Origin of the sequence: Citrobacter sp. RHBSTW-00524, assembly GCF_013747755.1 — a bacterium.
Classification (GTDB): Bacteria; Pseudomonadota; Gammaproteobacteria; order Enterobacterales; family Enterobacteriaceae; genus Citrobacter; species Citrobacter braakii.
Map to the genome: position 1 here is coordinate 4618809 of NZ_CP056421.1, position 19576 is coordinate 4638384.

Genomic DNA, 19576 nt, shown 5'->3' on the forward strand with positions numbered 1-19576 from the left:
TTAGTTCAGTTCAATGGCGAAATAATCACGCGCATTGTTGAAGCAAATATTTCTGACCATTTCACCCAACAGCTGGATATCTGCCGGCGCTTCACCTGCAGCAACCCAACGGCCAATCATCTGGCACAGGATGCGACGGAAGTATTCATGGCGCGTGTATGACAGGAAGCTACGGCTATCGGTCAGCATGCCGACGAAACGGCTCAGCAGACCGAGCTGGGCCAGTTGCGTCATCTGACGTTCCATACCGTCTTTCTGATCGTTGAACCACCAGCCGGAACCGAACTGCATCTTGCCCGGCATACCTTCGCCCTGGAAGTTGCCGATCATGGTGCCCAGCACTTCGTTATCGCGCGGGTTCAGGCAGTAGAGAATGGTTTTCGGCAGCAGGTTCTGTTCGTTCTGCTTGCTCAGCAGTTTGGACAGCTCTTCGGCCATCGGGCGATCGTTGATGGAGTCGAAGCCGACATCTGCGCCCAACAGTTTGAACTGACGCAGGTTGTTATTACGCAGCGCGCCGATGTGGTACTGCTGTACCCATTCACGACGCGCGTATTCCGCACCGAGGAACACCAGCACCGCGGTTTTAAACTGGGCAACTTCATGCTCGCTCAGCGTTTCACCCGCCAGGCGGCGTGCCAGAATGCTATCCAGTTCAGATTCGTTAGATTCAGCAAACAGCACCACGTCCAGCGCGTGGTCAGAGACTTTACAGCCGTGAGCCGCAAAGTGATCCAGACGTTTGGTCAGCGCAGCTTGCAGGTCGCTGAAGCGGCGGATATCCGTGTCAGACACCTCACCGAGCTTCGCCATATAGTCATTAAAGGTCGCCAGCTCAATGTTAAAGGCTTTATCCGGACGCCAGCTCGGCAGCACTTTCACATCAAAGCTTGCGTCTTTAGCAACGGCCGCGTGATGCTCCAGAGAGTCGATCGGGTCATCGGTGGTACCGACCATTTTCACGTTCATCTGCTGCATGATGCCGCGTGCGGAGAATTTGTCCTGCGCCAGCAGTTCATTGCACTGGTTCCAGATTTCGTCAGCCGTTGCCGGAGACAGCAGCTTACCTGTAATACCAAACGGGCGACGTAATTCGAGGTGGGTCCAATGGTACAGCGGGTTACCGATTGTGTGCGGAACAGTGGCGGCCCAGGCGTCAAACTTCTCGCGATCGGAGGCATCGCCGGTACACAGGCGCTCAGCGACGCCGTTAGTACGCATCGCACGCCACTTGTAGTGGTCACCCTTCAGCCAGATGTCATACAGGTTATTAAAACGGTAGTTTTCCGCGATTTGTTGCGGTGGCAAATGGCAGTGGTAGTCGAAAATTGGCTGGTCTTTGGCGTAATCATGATACAGACGGCGGGCAAATTCGGTGTCCAACAGGAAATCTTCAGTCATAAACGGGGTCATTATCGTCTTCCTCTCAGCGAGTGCGTCAGATTGCTTATGTTTTGATGTTGACAAAGTTATCACACCAATTTCCATACACTGAAGATATTTTCGTGAGTTAGATCAACAAATGGCGACAAAAAAATTACTCTCAAAGAGGTAAACCTCGCGCCAAGCCGCACCAGCACTGGCTTTGCTGAATCGAAATAATGACCACACGAAGATTCACACTTTTGTGATGGCACTCACCTTTTAAAGCTGTATGACAAGTTATCTTTTTGCCGTCGCGATACATAAGCCGACGGAATGCAAATTACCGATGTATCACCATCGGATTAACCGGTACGGAAACCGAATTAGCACAAATATTGACATGGCAGAGTTCGGGGAGTACCGGCTTTTTTTCGGTTACCCCCTCGTAAAAGAACATCCTCCTCCCTGAACTGGAAGATGACCGCTCGTTCGCGGACATAACAAAACGATGAGGTTTTACATGCGTAAAATTAAAGGGTTACGTTGGTACATGATCGCACTGGTGACGCTTGGCACCGTGCTGGGTTATCTGACACGTAACACTGTGGCGGCAGCTGCGCCAACTCTGATGGAAGAGTTACACATCTCCACCCAACAGTATTCCTATATCATCGCAGCGTATTCTGCTGCTTACACCGTAATGCAACCCGTTGCCGGCTATGTGCTCGATGTGCTCGGCACAAAAATTGGTTACGCGATGTTCGCCGTTCTGTGGGCCGTCTTCTGTGGCGCGACCGCACTGGCTGGTAGCTGGGGTGGACTGGCGCTGGCGCGAGGCGCAGTCGGTGCCGCTGAAGCTGCGATGATCCCTGCGGGTCTGAAAGCCAGTTCTGAATGGTTCCCGGCAAAAGAACGTTCAATCGCCGTGGGTTACTTTAACGTCGGTTCCTCTATCGGCGCGATGATTGCTCCGCCGCTGGTCGTCTGGGCTATCGTCATGCACAGCTGGCAGATGGCATTCATTATTTCTGGTGCCCTGAGCTTCATCTGGGCCATGTGCTGGTTGGTATTTTACAAACACCCACGCGACCAGAAAAAACTGTCTGATGAAGAACGTGATTACATTCTGAATGGTCAGGAATCACAGCATAAAAACAGCACCGCCAAGAAAATGTCTCTCGGTCAGATCCTGCGTAACCGCCAGTTCTGGGGCATCGCGCTGCCGCGTTTCCTGGCAGAGCCGGCCTGGGGTACCTTCAACGCCTGGATCCCGCTGTTCATGTTTAAAGTCTACGGCTTTAACCTGAAAGAGATTGCGATGTTTGCCTGGATGCCGATGCTGTTTGCTGACCTGGGTTGTATCGTAGGGGGTTACTTACCGCCGCTGTTCCAGCGCTGGTTCGGCGTTAACCTGATCGTTTCCCGTAAAATGGTCGTCACCATGGGCGCATTGCTGATGATTGGCCCAGGGATGATCGGTCTGTTCACCAGCCCGTACATTGCTATCGCCCTGCTGTGCGTTGGCGGCTTTGCTCACCAGGCGCTGTCCGGTGCGCTGATCACGCTCTCTTCTGACGTATTTGGTCGTAATGAAGTGGCAACCGCGAACGGTCTGACCGGTATGTCCGCATGGCTTGCAAGTACGCTGTTTGCGCTGGTCGTTGGCGCGCTGGCTGACACCATCGGCTTCAGCCCGCTGTTCGCCGTACTGGCGGTATTCGACCTGCTCGGCGCGTTAGTCATCTGGACGGTATTGCAGAACAAATCGGCCAGCGAGGTAGAGTCAGCTTCGCAAACTGGCGATCCCGCTGCGCAAAGTTAACCAGACACGATTTAACAAGGTTATGTAATGCTAAGCCGCCAGTCATCTGGCGGCTTTTTTATCGCCGCGAGTGGAGCCGTAATCGCAAAAGTGGTATAACAAATAGAGTCTGCCGTATCATGCCTGGAGCGCATATGGAAATCACCGAACCACGACGTTTGTACCAACAACTTGCCGCTGATCTGAAAGAACGCATTGAGCAGGGTGTCTACCTGGTGGGTGACAAACTCCCCGCCGAGCGCTTTATCGCCGATGAAAAAAATGTCAGCCGCACCGTGGTTCGTGAAGCGATTATCATGCTCGAGGTTGAGGGCTACGTTGAAGTGCGTAAAGGATCGGGGATCCACGTCATTTCAAACCAACCCAAACACTATGTCGCGCCAGATGAAAGTCTGGAATTCGCCAGCTACGGTCCGTTTGAGCTGCTCCAGGCTCGCCAGCTCATAGAAAGCAACATTGCCGAGTTTGCCGCCACCCAGGTGACCAAACAGGACATCATGAAACTGATGGAAATTCAGGAGAAGTCGCGTAACGAAAAAAGCTTTCGTGACTCCGAGTGGGATCTCCTGTTCCATGTGCAGGTCGCGCTGGCAACACAGAACTCTGCCCTGGCCGCGATTGTTGAAAAAATGTGGACTCAGCGTATTCACAACCCCTACTGGAAGAAGCTGCACGACCACATCGACCTGCGCACGATAGATAACTGGTGCGACGACCATGACCAGATCCTGCGGGCGCTGATTCGCAAAGATCCACACGCCGCCAAACTGGCGATGTGGCAGCATCTTGAGAACACAAAGCAGATGCTGTTTAACGAAACCAGCGATGATTTTGAATTCAACGCAGACCGTTATCTTTTTACCGATAATCCCGTCATTCATCTCGATACGGCAGCTAACGGCGCAAAATAAACAATCTTAACGATGCAGGCGCGACAAAGCGCCTGTTTCTGACGCTTGGTAAGCATTAGGTATAAAGTGTCAGCCTGTGTAAATCCTCTCGCCTCCCTCCATTGCGATAAGCAAAATCACAGTGCAACACCCGTAATTTCTATAACGGACTACGTTGACCTTTGTTACAATTAGTTGTTATTTGAATTTTTGTGTTTGAGAGCTTGCTTACTTCACAACTTTACAGGGAATAGTTCAGGCCGTGAATTTGTGTCAGACCGCGATCCATGTAAAAAACATCAATAAAATTGCGGCGTTACAAACTCCAGAATACCGGCATGACGACAACCGATTCTCCAGGAATATTGAATGGAACTACTGACTCAATTACTGAATGCTTTATGGGCTCAGGATTTTGAAACGCTGGCCAATCCCTCCATGATTGGCATGCTCTATTTCGTACTGTTTACCATTTTGTTTCTGGAAAATGGACTGCTGCCAGCAGCCTTTTTACCTGGCGACAGTCTACTGGTACTGGTCGGCGTACTTATCGCTAAAGGCGCGATGGGTTTTCCGCAAACGGTACTGCTGCTCACCACCGCGGCCAGCCTGGGTTGCTGGCTCAGCTATATCCAGGGGAGATGGCTGGGAAATACCCGCACCGTTCAAAACTGGCTGTCTCATCTACCCGCGCACTACCATCAGCGCGCACATCATCTGTTCCATAAGCATGGCTTGTCTGCCCTGCTGGTCGGTCGCTTTATCGCGTTTGTCAGAACATTACTGCCGACCATCGCAGGATTGTCCGGTCTGAACAATGCGCGCTTTCAGTTCTTTAACTGGATGAGCGGACTGCTTTGGGTTCTGATTCTCACAACGCTTGGCTATCTGCTGGGCAAAACGCCAGTGTTTCTCAAATATGAAGATCAGCTGATGTCTTGTCTGATGCTGCTTCCCGTAGTGTTACTGGTGTTTGGTCTGGCAGGTTCCCTGGTTGTGCTTTGGAAAAAGAAATACGGGAACCGAGGGTAAATTATGCTGAAATCATGCATAACACTCCGACGACTGGCCTGGACGACTACTTTTATGCTGTTTATCGGCGCGCTGCTCCTGACCTGGTCGGTCATCCGCCAGCAGGAGTCAACGCTTGCCATTCGTGCTGTAAACCAGGGAGCCACCATGCCTGATGGCTTCTCTATCTGGCATCACCTGGACGCCAACGGCATTCGCTTTAAAAGCATTACTCCGCAAAATGACGCGCTGCTGATCACCTTTGATTCCAGCGCGCAAAGCGCAGCCGCAAAGGTCGTGCTGGACCGAACGTTACCGCACGGTTTCGTTATTGCTCAGCAGGATGATGATAATCAGGCGGTACAGTGGTTATCCCGCTTACGTGATACCCCGCACCGTTTTGGTTAATCTCCAGGAATCTGAATTAGATCACTCACTTTGGTGATTTCATCATTTAGCGCCTATGATTAATAAACTGGGTTTATGACCCATTGCTTTATTATTCTGGAGCATCGGCCAAAGCCACAAGGTCGAATCACAATGGAAGGTTCAAGAATGAAATACCGCATCGCTTTAGCAATTAGTCTTTTCGCTCTCAGTGCCGGCAGTTACGCCTCCACCCTCTGTCAGGAAAAAGAACAGGATATTCAGCGGGAGATAAGCTATGCCGAAAAGCACAACAATCAAAACCGCATCAATGGTCTGAACAAAGCGCTGAGCGAAGTTCGGGCAAATTGTACTGACAGCAAACTGCGCGCCGACCATCAGAAAAAAATCGCCGAGCAGAAAAATGAGATAGCCGAGCGTCAACGTGATTTGGCCGAGGCGAAGCAAAAAGGCGATGCGGATAAGATAGCCAAGCGCGAACATAAGCTTGCTGAAGCTCAGCAAGAGCTGAAAGAACTCGAGACACGCGATTACTAAGTACGGTAACTAGCCACTCAACTGGAGAAAACTATGTCGAAAGATAATGCTACGGAAAACCTGCGCGCTGAGCTGAAATCTCTTGCGGATACGCTTGAAGAAGTACTTAGCTCCTCTGGCGATAAGTCGAAGGAAGAGATGAGTAAAATTCGCAGTAAAGCCGAACATGCGTTACGCGAGAGCCGCCATCGTCTGAGCGAAACCAGCGATGTGATTGCCAAACAGACCCGTGAGGCCGCGGCAAAAGCCGATAACTACGTACGCGAAAACCCATGGACAGGCGTCGGCATTGGCGCAGCAGTCGGTGTGGTGCTTGGTGTACTGCTGTCGCGCCGTTAATAATGGCAGACTCTCAACACGCACAAGGTCCAGGCAAAGGCGTACTGGGTATTGGACAGCGGATCCTGACGATTCTCGTTGAGATCGTAGAGACGCGGCTGCGGCTGGCCGTCGTTGAGCTGGAAGAGGAAAAAGCCAATCTCATCCAGATCCTGCTGATGCTTGGGCTGACCATGCTGTTCGCGGCGTTTGGTCTGATGAGCCTGATGGTGCTTATCATTTGGGCCATAGACCCGCAGTATCGCCTTAACGCCATGATTGCCACCACCGTTGTGCTGTTGCTTTTAGCGCTTATCGGCGGGCTATGGACGCTGAGTAAAGCGCGTAAAACAACGCTGCTACGCCATACGCGCAATGAACTCGCTAACGACAGGCAGGCCCTGGAGGATGATGCATAATGAGCAGTAAAGTCGAACGTCAACAACGTAAGGCGCAACTGCTTGGACAGATCCAGCAGCAAAGGCTGGATCTGTCTGCCACTCGCCGCGACTGGCTTGAAGCCACCGAAGTTTACGATCGTGGCTGGAAGACGCTGCTGAACCTGCGTGGCTGGGTGTTGGTCGGAAGCAGTATTATGGCGGTTCGCACCATTCGTAACCCGAATCTGCTGGTACGCTGGGCTAAACGCGGCTTTAGCGTGTGGAGCATCTGGCGTCTGGTTAAATCGACCATCAGACAACAGCAACTGCGCGGCTGATCACCTTTCCTTCCCCTAACCTCAAATTTTTTGAAAATTTCTGACAGTTTTCCTTGCTAACAATTGTCATTAGCCGCGTTTATGATTCTCTCCATCGACAGCAACGACGCACTCTGCGATGTCGTTGCACAAAAAAACACAATAAGCCGCCTGAGTGGTTTCCTGGAGAGTATGATGAAGAAATTAGAAGATGTTGGTGTACTGGTAGCGCGCATTCTGATGCCAATCCTGTTTATTACCGCAGGTTGGGGAAAAATCACCGGATATGCGGGTACCCAACAGTACATGGAAGCCATGGGCGTCCCAGGATTTATGTTACCGCTGGTTATCCTGCTTGAGTTTGGCGGCGGTCTGGCCATCCTGTTTGGTTTCCTGACCCGCACTACCGCGCTGTTCACCGCGGGCTTCACGCTGCTGACGGCGTTCCTCTTCCACAGCAACTTTGCGGAAGGTGTGAACTCTCTGATGTTTATGAAAAACCTGACCATCGCAGGCGGCTTCCTGCTGCTGGCTATCACCGGTCCGGGCGCATTCAGCATCGACCGTGTACTGAATAAAAAATGGTAAGCGAGCTATACTAAACGCATCAAAAAGCGAGGAGACATCTCCTCGCTTTTGCTATCTGAGGAGGCGAAAACATGGGACAACTCATTGACGGCGTATGGCATGACACCTGGTATGACACCAAATCAACCGGGGGAAAATTTCAACGCTCTGCATCAGCTTTCCGTAACTGGCTCACCGCGGATGGCGCACCGGGTCCAACGGGCGAAGGGGGTTTCGCCGCCGAAAAAGACCGCTATCATCTCTACGTTTCTCTGGCCTGTCCGTGGGCGCATCGCACGCTGATCTTGCGTAAACTCAAAGGGCTGGAACCGTTTATTTCCGTTTCCGTTGTGCATCCGCTGATGCTGGAAAACGGCTGGACCTTTGACGATAACTTCCCGGCGGCAACCGGCGATACCCTGTATCAGCACGAATTTCTTTATCAACTCTATTTACACGCCGATCGGCACTACAGCGGTCGGGTGACCGTTCCGGTGCTGTGGGACAAAAAGAACCACACCATTGTCAGCAACGAATCTGCAGATATCATCCGTATGTTTAACACTGCGTTTGATGCGCTGGGCGCGAAAGCCGGGGATTACTATCCACCCGCTCTGCAAACTAAAATCGACGAGCTCAACGGCTGGATTTATGACAACGTCAATAACGGCGTGTATAAAGCCGGATTTGCCACCAGTCAGGAAGCCTACGACGACGCCGTAGAAAAAGTCTTTCAATCTCTGGCGCGACTGGAGCAGATCCTTGGGCAACATCGCTACCTGACCGGGGACCAGTTAACAGAGGCCGATATTCGCCTGTGGACCACGCTGGTGCGCTTTGATCCTGTGTATGTGACGCACTTCAAGTGCGACAAACACCGGATTAGCGACTATCTGAACCTGTACGGTTTCCTGCGCGATATCTACCAGATGCCAGGCATTGCGGAGACCGTTAATTTCGATCACATCCGCAATCACTACTTCCGTAGCCACAAAACCATTAACCCGACCGGCATTATTTCTGTCGGACCGTGGCAGGACCTCAACGAACCCCACGGGCGTGATGACCGTTTTGCCTGATTTACACGGGTCCCCTTTGGGGGCCAAATAATTAATACTGCAAATATTTACCAGTATTCCATTCACGGCTATTCTTAATTTGATTGCTTTAAAAACAAGTAATTGAATACAGAACGAGGCAAAAATGGATTGGTATTTAAACGTATTAAAGAACTACTTTGGTTTTGGGGGCCGCGCGCGTCGTAAAGAATACTGGATGTTTGTGCTGGTCAACATCATCTTTACGTTCGTGCTGGGCATTCTGGACAGAATGCTTGGCTGGGAACGCGCCGGAGGGGAAGGCATATTAACGACGATTTATGGGGTTCTGGTCTTTATCCCGTGGTGGGCGGTGCAGTTCCGGCGTTTACATGACACCGACCGCTCGGCCTGGTGGCTACTGGTGCTGCTGATCCCGATCGTAGGCTGGTTGGTAATCATCATTTTCAACTGTCAAAACGGGACTCAGGGGAGCAACCGCTTCGGCGCTGACCCGAAACAACTGTCCTGATGTAATACACCATCTTGTCGGCCGGATAAGGTGCATTTGCACCGCATCCGGCGTAACAGCCCTGCTATTTACCCGCAAACAGCTTGGGAATTTCCCGCAAACACCAGGATTTCGCTTCGCCCATGCTGTCTCGACGCCAGGCCATAATAATATCAATTTCGCTTGTCGATTCCGGGCTAACCACACGCAACCGACCCGCAGCAATGTCCTCTTCCACTAGCGGATATGGCATCGTCGCCACGCCAAGGCCGGCCAACAGCGCCTGGCGTTTATCTTCTATCGAACTCACCGTCAGACGCGGCTGTTTATCCAGCAGTTGAACCGTCAGCACCGGGCGTTCGCGGGCCGTGTCCGCCACCGCGATTCCACGGTACTTCACGCGGGTGACTTCCGATAACGGTTCCGGCTCCTGATGAATTGGATGATCCGGGGCCGCCACATATACGTTCATCAGCGAGTACAGCTTGCGCGAGTTGATTTCCGAAGATGAGCGAAAATGCATATCCGGCGCAATCACGATATCCGCCCGCCCCTGCTCCAGACGCTCCCACGCCCCGGCCAGAACTTCGGTAATAACGGAAAGCTGGGTATTGGCCTTCCCGGCAAGTCTGTCGATCAGCGGGAAAAACGCCGCCGTCGGCACCAGCGCTTCGGTCACGATGGTCAGATGCGTTTCCCAACCGCGAGCCAGCGCTTCGGCATCGGTAGTCAGCTTATCCGCAGCTTCCAACAGTACACGCCCACGTTCCAGCAGCATACGCCCGACGTTGGTGAATTTTGTGCGATGACCTGAACGGTCGAACAGCACGACGTCCAGCTCTTCCTCCAGCTTCTGCATGGTATAGCTGAGCGCGGAAGGAACGCGCCCCAGTTCGTCCGCTGCGGCGGCAAAGCTGCCACGCCGGTCTATTGCGTCCATGACGCGTAACGCCTCAAGCGTTAAAGCCCTTTCTTTGGCCATCTCGTTCTCATTCAGGAAATTTGAACATACCGGGCAGAATATCTGGCTAACAATGCAGCGTCTAGCCATTTAACATAAAAGGAAGTAAAGAGAGGTCAAGAACTATGATTACTACCCGTACAGCCAAACAATGCGGGCAAGCAGACTACGGCTGGCTGCAGGCCCGTTATACCTTCTCCTTTGGACACTATTTTGATCCTAAACTACTGGGTTATGCCTCGCTGCGTGTTCTGAACCAGGAAGTTCTGGCACCGGGAGCCTCTTTCCAGCCACGTACTTATCCGAAGGTGGATATCGTCAATCTGATCCTCGAAGGGGAAGCGGAGTATCGCGACAGTGAAGGTAACCATATCCAGGCCAAGGCAGGAGAAGTTTTACTGCTCGCCACACAGCCGGGAATTAGCTACAGCGAACACAATATCAGCAAAGATAAACCGTTAACCCGAATGCAGCTCTGGCTGGATGCCTGCCCGCAGCGCGAAAACGCCTGCGTACAGAAAGCCACGCTGAATGCCGGTAAGCATCAGTTGCTCGCCTCGCCGGATGGTGAACAAGGCAGCCTGCATCTGCGTCAACAGGTATGGGTGCACCACGTTGAACTGCAACAAGGTGAATCGCTGAGTTTTCAGTTACATGGGCCGCGGGCTTACTTACAGTCGATCCACGGCAGATTCCATGCGGTGACATCTGGCGCCGAAAAGGAAGCGCTCACCTGCGGCGATGGCGCATTTATTCGTGATGAAACTAACATAACGCTAGTCGCCGATACCGCGCTGCGCGCTTTGCTGATAGATTTGCCCGTATAGTCAGGGAAAACAATGGAGTACGACTATTGAGCAAGAAATCATCAAAAAAACGCCAGCCGCAGGTTGAGCCGAAAAAACAGGATACTGTGACCTTCGGCTATGAAGAAATGCTGACAGAGCTGGAAGCGATTGTGGCGGATGCCGAGCTACGGCTGGAAGACGAAGAAGCCGCCTGAAAAGGCGGCTTAGAGTTATGCCGGGGGCGATTCCGCCTTACCCGGCCTGCAGATTAATGTGCCTTACTGGCCATGATCTCAATGATCTGCTTGTCGGTTTCCTGCATCGAGCGACACGCCAGCGCACACAGGTTCATGATCGATTGCTCCACGTTGTGTGCCACAATCCCTTCATTGCCGGTCACAGCGGTATCATCCAGCGCCATCAGCACCGCTTTCCACGCCGCAGATGCGCTGGTTGAAACTTTCATCGCGCAGCTGTTTGAGGCGCCATCGCAAATCATTCCGCTCACGTCGCCAATCATGCTGCTGATTGCCATCGCGATAGTGTTGTAGCGACCATCAACAATCCACGCCATCCCCGCCGCGGCGCCCATCGCCGCCGTGGTTGCCGCACACAGTGCAGACAAACGCGGAAGCTGATGATGGATGTAGATAGCGCTCAGGTGAGACAACATCAGCGCACGCGCCAGTTTCTCTTCATCCGCACCAAAGTGCTCAGCCACCACCATTACCGGAACGGTCGCGGTAATCCCCTGATTACCGGAGCCCGAGTTGCTCATTGCCGGAAGCGTCGCCCCGCCCATTCGCGCATCCGATGCCGCACTGGTGCGGATCAGAATAGAGGTGGAGAGATCGTTCGCCAGCAGGCCACGCGCGCACTGCTTCTCAAGCGTGGTTCCGATGTGCAAGCCCCAGTTACCGCGCAGCCCTTCCTGGGACAGCGCACCGTTCAGTTTCGCCGCATCGAGAATAAAGCGGATTGACTCAAACGGTACCGCGTTCACGAACGCCAGAATCTCTTCCAGCGACGTGTGGGACAATACCGCCAGCGGTGACTCCTGCTCCTCTTCCTGAGCGTTCTGTTCTGTCGTGAACACCACGCCCTTATTGGTCTCAATGTGCACAATGTTGGTATGACCACCAACAATCGTCACGCACGCCCATCCTTCAGTGCTATAAACCTTCGCACGGGAGAAGAGAATGTCCTCGCATGGCTCCTGCAGCATCACCGCGACCTTCCCGGCGGTAAGCATCGCTTTCGCATCGGCAATCGCTTGAGGCGAGGCGTCTTTCAGTACCTCTAAACCGGCGTGGGCATTTCCCCCCAGCGCACCCAGTGCCGCCGCGACAGGCAGCCCAACCATTCCGGTACCCGGCACGGTAACGCCCATGCCGTTTTTCATCAGGTTCGGTGAGACCCACGCATCAATGCGTTCAACCGCGCCGTCCAGCTCAGAGGAGGCGACCGCTGCCGCCAGAGCCAGAGAGATAGGTTCCGTGCAGCCCAGCGCAGGCTTAACTTCTTCCTGCACCGCGCGGATAAAACTATCCCATAATGGATTCAATGTAGTCTCAAACATAACAACAACCTTTGCTCAGATATCTCAGGAAAATGCCAGGAACGGAGAAACGCACAGCAGCAGGCCCGTGACAATAATCAGATACAGGGAAGCGCCTTTGTATTTGTGCAGTGCAGGAACTTTGTAGACCAACCAGGCCGGGATCAGACATCCCACCATGCCGAAGATAGGGCTACAAATAGAAGTGAAGCTCAGTACCGGTGCATTGAGCACAATGGCTCCCCACGCCAGCAGGATAGCGAAAACCATAATGCCGCGCTGAACCAGGGTCTCATTGATTTTCTCGGCTGGCATTTTGCGGCGCAGCACGTTCATCACGATCCCTTGAGTGGCTTCACGGAACCCTAAGTAAACGCCGAAGAAAGCGGTCATTACGGCAAAGATGTTCAGAATAACGCTGACGATTTTCACCCAGCCAGCACCCGCGCCGCTGATAAACTGCGCGGCAATCGCCAGAGCGGAAATGTTCTGCTCATAAGCTTTAACCGCTTCGTCATGGCCCATCGCCAGCGTGAAGGAAACGGCGTAGAAAAAGACGGTCACAAACAGAATACCGAACGCAATATTCATGGCTCGCAGGGCTTTATGGCGTGCCACTTCAATGGATTTATTGCGAGAACGATAGGAGATAACCATCGGGCTTAAGGTCTGAATAAACAGAATCGAGGTCAGGGTAAACGGCAGCGTGATAATCGCGTTTTTGATCAGCAGCGCCATCGGCGGCAGTGAACCTACGTTATATAAATGCCACATCCCAACCATCGACACGCCAAGCGCCGCCACCACCAGCAGCTTGGTCAGTACCATACCGGTGGAGATTTTAAACAGCAGTTTTTCCCCGCGGGACGAGATAGCCACCAGGATGCAAATCAGCACCAGGCCATAGAACGGGCTGTCGGACAGTAACCCTTCAGTAACACCAAAAGTATGCAGGTAGGAGGCGCTATCGTTGGTGATGGCGGTGGAATAGACGAACATCCAGATAACCAGCATCACAAAATACAACGCACCTAACAGGATGCCCCAGTTCTTACCCAGATAGCCGCTGATTACGCTCGGGTAGTCTTTACACTCTGGGGACTCAGCCAGCGTATTAATAAACAGACGCTGGAACAGATACATGGCTGGGTAACCGATGATAGAGGAGAGCAAAAACACCCACAGCCCCATCAAACCCACCTGGACGGGAAGAAAAACAATCCCCGCACCAATTGCCATACCGATACTCATAATGACCCAGCCGGTGTCCATGCTGTCGAATTTAATGGCTTCGCGCCATTCACTTTCGGTCATTCCCGCCCGACGTGCCGGAGCAGATGCGTCGAGTATTACGCTGTCATTCGTTGCCGTTTCCATAATTTTCCGCTCAATATGTAGGTAGAGGTTTTTATATTTTTTTCGTACTGCCTCAATGCGATACGCAGTACTACGGTGCAGGTGAGCTATTGGAGTAATGAGGAAATCATACGCGCAGGATCAGAGAAAAACTTCACAAACAAACCCCTGTAATTTCTAAAAGTTAAGAAATATTTTCTCTTTTATTTCCCTATAAAGAATTGAATTTCTATATTTGAAGCAGATCACAACAAAAAAGGCGCACTAACGTGCACCTTTTTTTATCATGCCATATTGATTAATTTATTGCTGGATAGCGCTGCGCTTACCAGGCACGGCTTTTCACCTCAGGTACAAACCACTTTAATTGCCAGCCCACCGCGTGAGGTTTCACGGTATTTGTCGTTCATATCTTTACCCGTTTCATACATGGTCTCGATCACTTTATCGAGCGAAACGCGTGGTTCTGACGTTCGACGTAGCGCCATGCGCGCGGCGTTGACGGCTTTTACTGCGTTGATCGCATTACGTTCAATGCACGGTATTTGCACCTGTCCGGCTACCGGATCGCAGGTCAGCCCCAGGTTATGCTCCATGGCGATTTCCGCTGCAATGCAGACCTGCGACGGGCTACCGCCCAGCAGTTCCGTCAGACCGGCAGCCGCCATTGAACAGGCTACGCCAATCTCACCCTGGCAGCCCACCTCAGCACCAGAAATAGAGGCGTTCATCTTATACAGCGCGCCTATCGCCCCCGCGGCCAGCAAATAGCGGGCAATGGAGTTCGCATTCACCGGACGGCGGAACTTGTCGTAATAGGCCAATACGGCGGGAATAATCCCACATGCACCGTTGGTCGGCGCCGTCACAACCCGGCACCCGGCGGCGTTTTCTTCGCTCACGGCCAGCGCGAACATGTTGATCCAGTCAATAACGTTCATCGGGTCGCTGGACAGATTATCGCTGGAAACCAGCAACCGGCGTAATGCCACGGCGCGACGCGGAACGTTAAGCGGCCCCGGCAGGACGCCTTCGGTGTTCATGCCGCGCTCAATCCCGGCGTGCATGACGTCCCAAATGGCGGCAAAGCCAGCATCGATTTCCTCTTTGCTGCGCATCGCCAGCTCGTTTTGCATCATCAAGCCGGAAACAGACAGCCCATTGCGCTCGCACAGTTTCAGCAGTTCGCTGGCGGAATGAAAATTGTAGGGCACGTGTGCTTCAACATCATGCACCTGCCCAAATTGCTCCTCTTCAATGATAAAACCACCGCCGACGGAGTAATAGGTTTTGCTTAATAGCCTCTCGGTGCCGTTCCACGCGGTGATACGCATGCCATTTTCATGGCGTGGCAGGGTTTCGGTATGAAAAAGAATATTTTCATCTGGAGAGAAATCGACAACATGCGCGCCCTCAGCAACCGGCAAACGTCCGGTACGGGCCACTTCCTGAGTAAAACCAGCGATTGAGTCTATATTAACGTTTTGCGGACTGTTACCGGCCAGCCCCATCATGATCGCGACATCTGTCGCATGACCTTTCCCGGTCAGGGAAAGCGATCCGTAAAGATCGACCACAATATGCGTGGTTCTGGGGAGTTCTCCGCTGCTGACCAACAGATCGATAAAGCTTTTACCTGCGTTCATTGGCCCCACGGTATGGGAGCTGGAAGGTCCAATGCCAATCTTGAAAATATCGAATGCGCTAATCATATCCACACCCTCGGATTGCCGTTCAGTGAAGACCAGGTTTCACACTCATTAAGGATTGGGGCGATCCTGAGATCGCCCCGCAAGGGATTACAGCGTGTCGCCACGTACGGCGATGGCTTCAATCTCCAGCTTCACATCCTTTGGTAAGCGGGCGACCTGTACGCAACTGCGCGTGGGGTAGATAGCCTGATGCTCATCAAAGAACTGCTGGTACACCTGGTTAATGGTGGCGAAGTCGTTCAGGTCGGATACGAAAACGGTAGTCTTCACGATATCGCTCACTTTCAAACCTGCGGACTCGACGATCGCTTTCACGTTTTCCAGGCTTTGACGTGCCTGATCGGCCACGTTTTCTGCCACTTCACCGGTCTGTGGACACACCGGGATTTGACCTGACGTCAACACCATGCTGCCCAGGTCCACGCCCTGTACGTAAGGCCCAATCGCCCCTGGCGCACATTCGGTTGCAATAACTTTTCTCATAATCCCTCCGGCGTCAGAGCGCCTGGGTGAAAGTACGTGAAATAACATCCTGCTGCTGTTCACGGGTCAACGCGTTGAAGCGCACCGCATAGCCAGACACGCGGATCGTCAGGTTCGGATAGTTTTCCGGGTGCTCAATGGCATCCATCAACATTTCACGGTTCATAACGTTAACGTTCAGATGCTGCCCCCCTTCCACATGCGCTTCATGGTGGAAGTAACCGTCCAGCAGACCAACCAGGTTGGTTTTACGCACCCCATCTTCTTTGCCCAGTGCAGCCGGCACAATGGAGAAGGTGTACGAGATACCGTCTTTGGCATAGGTAAACGGCAGTTTGGCCACCGAGGTTAACGACGCAACCGCGCCTTTACGATCGCGGCCGTGCATCGGATTAGCCCCTGGCGCAAACGGCGTACCTGCGCGACGTCCGTCCGGTGTGTTACCGGTTTTCTGTCCGTACACCACGTTGGAGGTGATGGTCAGGATGGACTGCGTCGGCACTGCGTTACGGTAGGTTGGCAACACCTTAATTTTCTTCATGAAGCGTTCGACCAGGTCGCAGGCAATGCTGTCTACTCGCTCGTCGTTGTTGCCGTATTGCGGATAGTCGCCTTCGATTTCGAAATCGACAGCCAGACCGTTTTCATCACGAATCGGTTTCACGCGGGCGTATTTGATAGCCGACAGAGAATCCGCCGCCACGGACAGACCCGCCATACCACAAGCCATCGTGCGATAGACATCACGATCGTGCAGCGCCATCAGCGAAGCTTCATAGCTGTACTTGTCGTGCATATAGTGGATGATGTTCAGCGCGCTGATGTACTGCACGGCCAGCCAGTCCATAAAGTGGTCCAGGCTCTCCATCACCGTATCGTAATCCAGCACGTCATCCATCAGCGGTGCCGTTTTCGGCCCAACCTGAATTTTCAGCTTCTCATCCACGCCGCCGTTGATTGCGTACAGCAACGTTTTGGCGAGGTTGGCACGCGCACCGAAGAACTGCATTTGTTTGCCGATAACCATCGGGCTTACGCAGCAGGCAATGGCATAGTCATCGCTGTCAAAGTCGGCACGCATCAAATCGTCGTTTTCATACTGCAAAGACGAGGTGATGATAGACACCTGGGCGGCGTACTTTTTGAAGGCAATCGGCAGTGCTTCAGACCACAGCACCGTCAGGTTCGGCTCAGGCGCCGGTCCCATGGTGTGCAGCGTATGCAGGTAGCGGAACGAGTTTTTCGTCACCAGCGTGCGGCCATCCAGCCCCATGCCGCCGATAACTTCAGTCGCCCAGATAGGGTCGCCTGAGAACAGGGTGTCGAATTCCGGCGTTCGCAGGAAGCGCACCATACGGATCTTCATAATGAAGTGGTCGATCAGCTCCTGCGCCTGCTGCTCGTTTAAAATTCCCGCTTTGAAATCGCGCTCAATGTAGATGTCGAGGAACGATGCGGTACGGCCCAACGACATTGCGCCGCCGTTCTGAGATTTCACCGCAGCCAGGTAAGCAAAGTAAACCCACTGCACCGCTTCCTGCGCATTACGCGCCGGGCGGGAGATATCGCAGCCGTACTTCGCTGCCATTTCCTGCATCTGCAGCAGGGCGCGACGGTGCTCAGACAGTTCTTCGCGCAGGCGAATCGTGGCTTCAAGATTCTGGCCCCACTCCAGGTTCGACTGGAGATCGGCAAACTGCAGTTCACGCTCGCGTACCAGGTAGCGGATACCGTACAGCGCGACTCGGCGATAGTCGCCGATGATACGACCACGGCCATAGCCGTCCGGCAGACCGGTCAGCACGCCGGATTTACGGCAGCGCAGCATATCCGGAGAGTAGGCGTCGAATACGCCCTGGTTATGGGTTTTACGCAGTTCAGTAAACTGGTATTCAAAATCAGCATCCATCTCACGACCATAAGCATCAAAAGAGCTTTTGATCATGTTGATGCCGCCAAACGGATGCAGAGCGCGCTTGAGCGGCTTATCCGTTTGCAGACCGACGATTTTTTCCAGTTCTTGTTCAATATAACCCGCATCATGTGCGGTTATCGTGGTGGCAATATTGGTATCGAAATCAACCGGCGCGTGCGTCGAGTTTTCAATACGGATGCCCGCCATAACTTTTTCCCACAATGCAGTGGTCGCTGGCGTTGCTTCGGCGAGGAAAGATTCATCCCCTTCATAAGGCGTATAGTTGTGCTGAATAAAATCACGGACATTAATTTCTTCTTTCCAGTCCGTACCTTTAAAGCCATTCCAGGCTTCGGCATACAGCATATCGCTGGTATCGATATTTACCTTCATGAAAAATAATCTCTCTGCTGAAAATTAATTATGCAAATTCTACTGGTATATTAATTTTGCCTAACGCAATGGCATCACGCGCAATCATTTTCTCTTCATTTGTGGGAATAACCGCACAAATAACACGAGCATCTTTATTAGAGATAATTCTTTCGCCATGGGAATTTGGCAGGCTATTCATCTCGCTGTCGATATTCACCCCTAAAACGGCGAGATGCTCGATAACCAGACGACGAATTAATACCGAGTTCTCTCCTATTCCACCGGTGAAAATAATCCCATCAAGACGATGCAGCGAAGCGGCATGTCCGGCGATATGGCGCGCGATACGATGCACAAACGTTTTAATCGCCAACTGCGCACGCTCATGTCCCTCGTGCCAGGCTTTTTCTAACGTACGTAAGTCAGAGGACAAACCGGAAATACCCAGTAAACCGGACTCTTTATTCACAACGCGCTCAAGGTCGCTCAGCGTCTGGTTGGTTTCGCTGGCAATCCACGCCATGGCGCCGAAATCGACGTCACCGCTGCGTGTGCCCATCATCAACCCTTCCAACGGCGTCATGCCCATTGAGGTATCAACGCTCTGCCCGTTACGCACCGCGCAGATTGACGCGCCGTTCCCCAGGTGAGCCACAACCAGACCGGAGTCATCACTCTGCAGCTCAAGAAGCTCATGCGCTCGCTGAGATACATAGCGGTGCGACGTGCCGTGGAAGCCATAACGACGAACGCCTAACTCCTCAAAATATTTCCACGGTAGACCGTAAAGATAGGCCTCAGGGGCCATCGTCTGGTGGAAGCTGGTATCAAATACCGCAACCTGCTGCACGCCTGGGAAAAGGTGCTGTGCGGATTCAATCCCACTGAGGTTCGCATAATTATGTAACGGTGCTAAAGGCGATACCCGGCGAATATTATCGATAACGTCGTCAGTAATAATTGCTGATTCGGTAAAGATATTTCCACCGTGGGCAATGCGGTGGCCAATTAAGGCCACGCTGTCCATTAAATTACGTTTTTCCAGTTCAACGGCGATTGCTTTTAATGCGTCTTCGTAGCTGTGGTGAGCCAGCTTAGCTGGCTCTCCTCCATTAATTGCTATGAACGCATTTTCAGAGTTAATACCGTCCGCGATTCCCGCCATTAAAACTTCACAGTTCGCTGCATCCAGCACTGAGAATTTAATGGAAGACGAACCACAGTTAATAACCAGTACTACCGGAAACTCATTCATTTCACTACTCCGCTCATCCTGAGCTTAAGGA

The 19576-nt window shown here is 52.6% G+C and carries 21 protein-coding genes; 13 read left to right on the plus strand and 8 right to left on the minus strand.

Annotation, left to right across the window (positions count from 1 at the left end):
- Complete coding sequence (gene uxaC, locus HV229_RS22175) at positions 1-1413, minus strand: glucuronate isomerase (protein ID WP_103284268.1); 1413 nt, start codon at positions 1411-1413, stop codon at positions 1-3.
- 472 nt (positions 1414-1885) lie between these two features.
- Here uxaC and HV229_RS22180 point away from each other — a divergent pair, with 472 nt between their 5' ends.
- The 11 genes from HV229_RS22180 (at position 1886) to HV229_RS22230 (ending at position 9163) form a co-directional block, all read left to right on the plus strand.
- Complete coding sequence (locus tag HV229_RS22180; RefSeq protein WP_016154616.1) at positions 1886-3187, plus strand: MFS transporter; 1302 nt, start codon at positions 1886-1888, stop codon at positions 3185-3187.
- A gap of 134 nt (positions 3188-3321) precedes the next feature.
- A complete protein-coding gene (exuR, locus tag HV229_RS22185; protein WP_047499647.1) occupies positions 3322-4098 on the plus strand; it encodes a transcriptional regulator ExuR in 777 nt (258 codons plus the stop codon).
- A gap of 348 nt (positions 4099-4446) precedes the next feature.
- Positions 4447-5109: a DedA family general envelope maintenance protein YqjA gene (gene yqjA, locus HV229_RS22190; RefSeq protein ID WP_003024820.1), complete on the plus strand. Its 663-nt coding sequence runs from the start codon at positions 4447-4449 to the stop codon at positions 5107-5109.
- Positions 5110-5127: 18 nt separating this feature from the next.
- Complete coding sequence (mzrA, locus tag HV229_RS22195) at positions 5128-5496, plus strand: EnvZ/OmpR regulon moderator MzrA (RefSeq protein ID WP_029139667.1); 369 nt, start codon at positions 5128-5130, stop codon at positions 5494-5496.
- A gap of 147 nt (positions 5497-5643) precedes the next feature.
- On the plus strand, positions 5644-6012 hold the full coding sequence (locus tag HV229_RS22200) for a DUF1090 domain-containing protein (RefSeq protein ID WP_016154619.1): 369 nt from the start codon (positions 5644-5646) through the stop codon (positions 6010-6012).
- Between the two features lie 33 nt (positions 6013-6045).
- Positions 6046-6351 carry a YqjD family protein gene (locus HV229_RS22205; protein ID WP_003024832.1) on the plus strand — a complete coding sequence of 102 codons (306 nt, stop codon included), beginning with the start codon at positions 6046-6048 and terminating at the stop codon, positions 6349-6351.
- Between the two features lie 2 nt (positions 6352-6353).
- A complete protein-coding gene (locus HV229_RS22210; protein WP_016157537.1) occupies positions 6354-6749 on the plus strand; it encodes a phage holin family protein in 396 nt (131 codons plus the stop codon).
- Positions 6749-7048 (plus strand): YqjK-like family protein, encoded by a 300-nt coding sequence (locus HV229_RS22215; protein WP_003024845.1) that lies wholly within the window; start codon positions 6749-6751, stop codon positions 7046-7048. Before HV229_RS22210 ends, HV229_RS22215 begins: the two co-directional genes overlap by 1 nt.
- 174 nt (positions 7049-7222) lie before the next feature.
- Positions 7223-7615: a DoxX family protein gene (locus tag HV229_RS22220; protein ID WP_003024847.1), complete on the plus strand. Its 393-nt coding sequence runs from the start codon at positions 7223-7225 to the stop codon at positions 7613-7615.
- Between the two features lie 71 nt (positions 7616-7686).
- Positions 7687-8673, plus strand: a complete 987-nt coding sequence (gene yqjG, locus HV229_RS22225) for a glutathionyl-hydroquinone reductase YqjG (RefSeq protein WP_181546424.1) — start codon at positions 7687-7689, stop codon at positions 8671-8673.
- A gap of 124 nt (positions 8674-8797) precedes the next feature.
- Positions 8798-9163 carry a DUF805 domain-containing protein gene (locus HV229_RS22230; protein ID WP_016154623.1) on the plus strand — a complete coding sequence of 122 codons (366 nt, stop codon included), beginning with the start codon at positions 8798-8800 and terminating at the stop codon, positions 9161-9163.
- Between the two features lie 64 nt (positions 9164-9227).
- Here the strand turns inward: HV229_RS22230 and yhaJ are convergent, their stop codons facing one another.
- Positions 9228-10124, minus strand: a complete 897-nt coding sequence (yhaJ, locus tag HV229_RS22235; RefSeq protein WP_016154624.1) for a DNA-binding transcriptional regulator YhaJ — start codon at positions 10122-10124, stop codon at positions 9228-9230.
- Positions 10125-10228: 104 nt separating this feature from the next.
- Here yhaJ and HV229_RS22240 point away from each other — a divergent pair, with 104 nt between their 5' ends.
- Positions 10229-10930, plus strand: coding sequence for a pirin family protein (locus tag HV229_RS22240; RefSeq protein ID WP_103284269.1), 702 nt, complete (start codon positions 10229-10231; stop codon positions 10928-10930).
- A 26-nt stretch (positions 10931-10956) separates the two neighbouring features.
- A complete protein-coding gene (locus HV229_RS22245; RefSeq protein WP_016157540.1) occupies positions 10957-11106 on the plus strand; it encodes a hypothetical protein in 150 nt (49 codons plus the stop codon).
- Positions 11107-11159: 53 nt separating this feature from the next.
- Here the strand turns inward: HV229_RS22245 and HV229_RS22250 are convergent, their stop codons facing one another.
- The 6 genes from HV229_RS22250 to tdcD form a co-directional block, all read right to left on the minus strand.
- Positions 11160-12470 carry a serine dehydratase subunit alpha family protein gene (locus HV229_RS22250; protein ID WP_181546429.1) on the minus strand — a complete coding sequence of 437 codons (1311 nt, stop codon included), beginning with the start codon at positions 12468-12470 and terminating at the stop codon, positions 11160-11162.
- Between the two features lie 24 nt (positions 12471-12494).
- On the minus strand, positions 12495-13826 hold the full coding sequence (locus tag HV229_RS22255) for an amino acid permease (RefSeq protein ID WP_047414102.1): 1332 nt from the start codon (positions 13824-13826) through the stop codon (positions 12495-12497).
- 326 nt (positions 13827-14152) lie between these two features.
- On the minus strand, positions 14153-15517 hold the full coding sequence (tdcG, locus tag HV229_RS22260; RefSeq protein ID WP_047413964.1) for an L-serine ammonia-lyase: 1365 nt from the start codon (positions 15515-15517) through the stop codon (positions 14153-14155).
- A gap of 87 nt (positions 15518-15604) precedes the next feature.
- Positions 15605-16000 (minus strand): enamine/imine deaminase, encoded by a 396-nt coding sequence (locus tag HV229_RS22265; RefSeq protein WP_016157544.1) that lies wholly within the window; start codon positions 15998-16000, stop codon positions 15605-15607.
- A gap of 13 nt (positions 16001-16013) precedes the next feature.
- On the minus strand, positions 16014-18308 hold the full coding sequence (gene pflB / locus HV229_RS22270; RefSeq protein WP_016154631.1) for a formate C-acetyltransferase: 2295 nt from the start codon (positions 18306-18308) through the stop codon (positions 16014-16016).
- A 28-nt stretch (positions 18309-18336) separates the two neighbouring features.
- Positions 18337-19545, minus strand: coding sequence for a propionate kinase (tdcD, locus tag HV229_RS22275; protein ID WP_016154632.1), 1209 nt, complete (start codon positions 19543-19545; stop codon positions 18337-18339).
- Positions 19546-19576 lie beyond the last annotated feature (31 nt).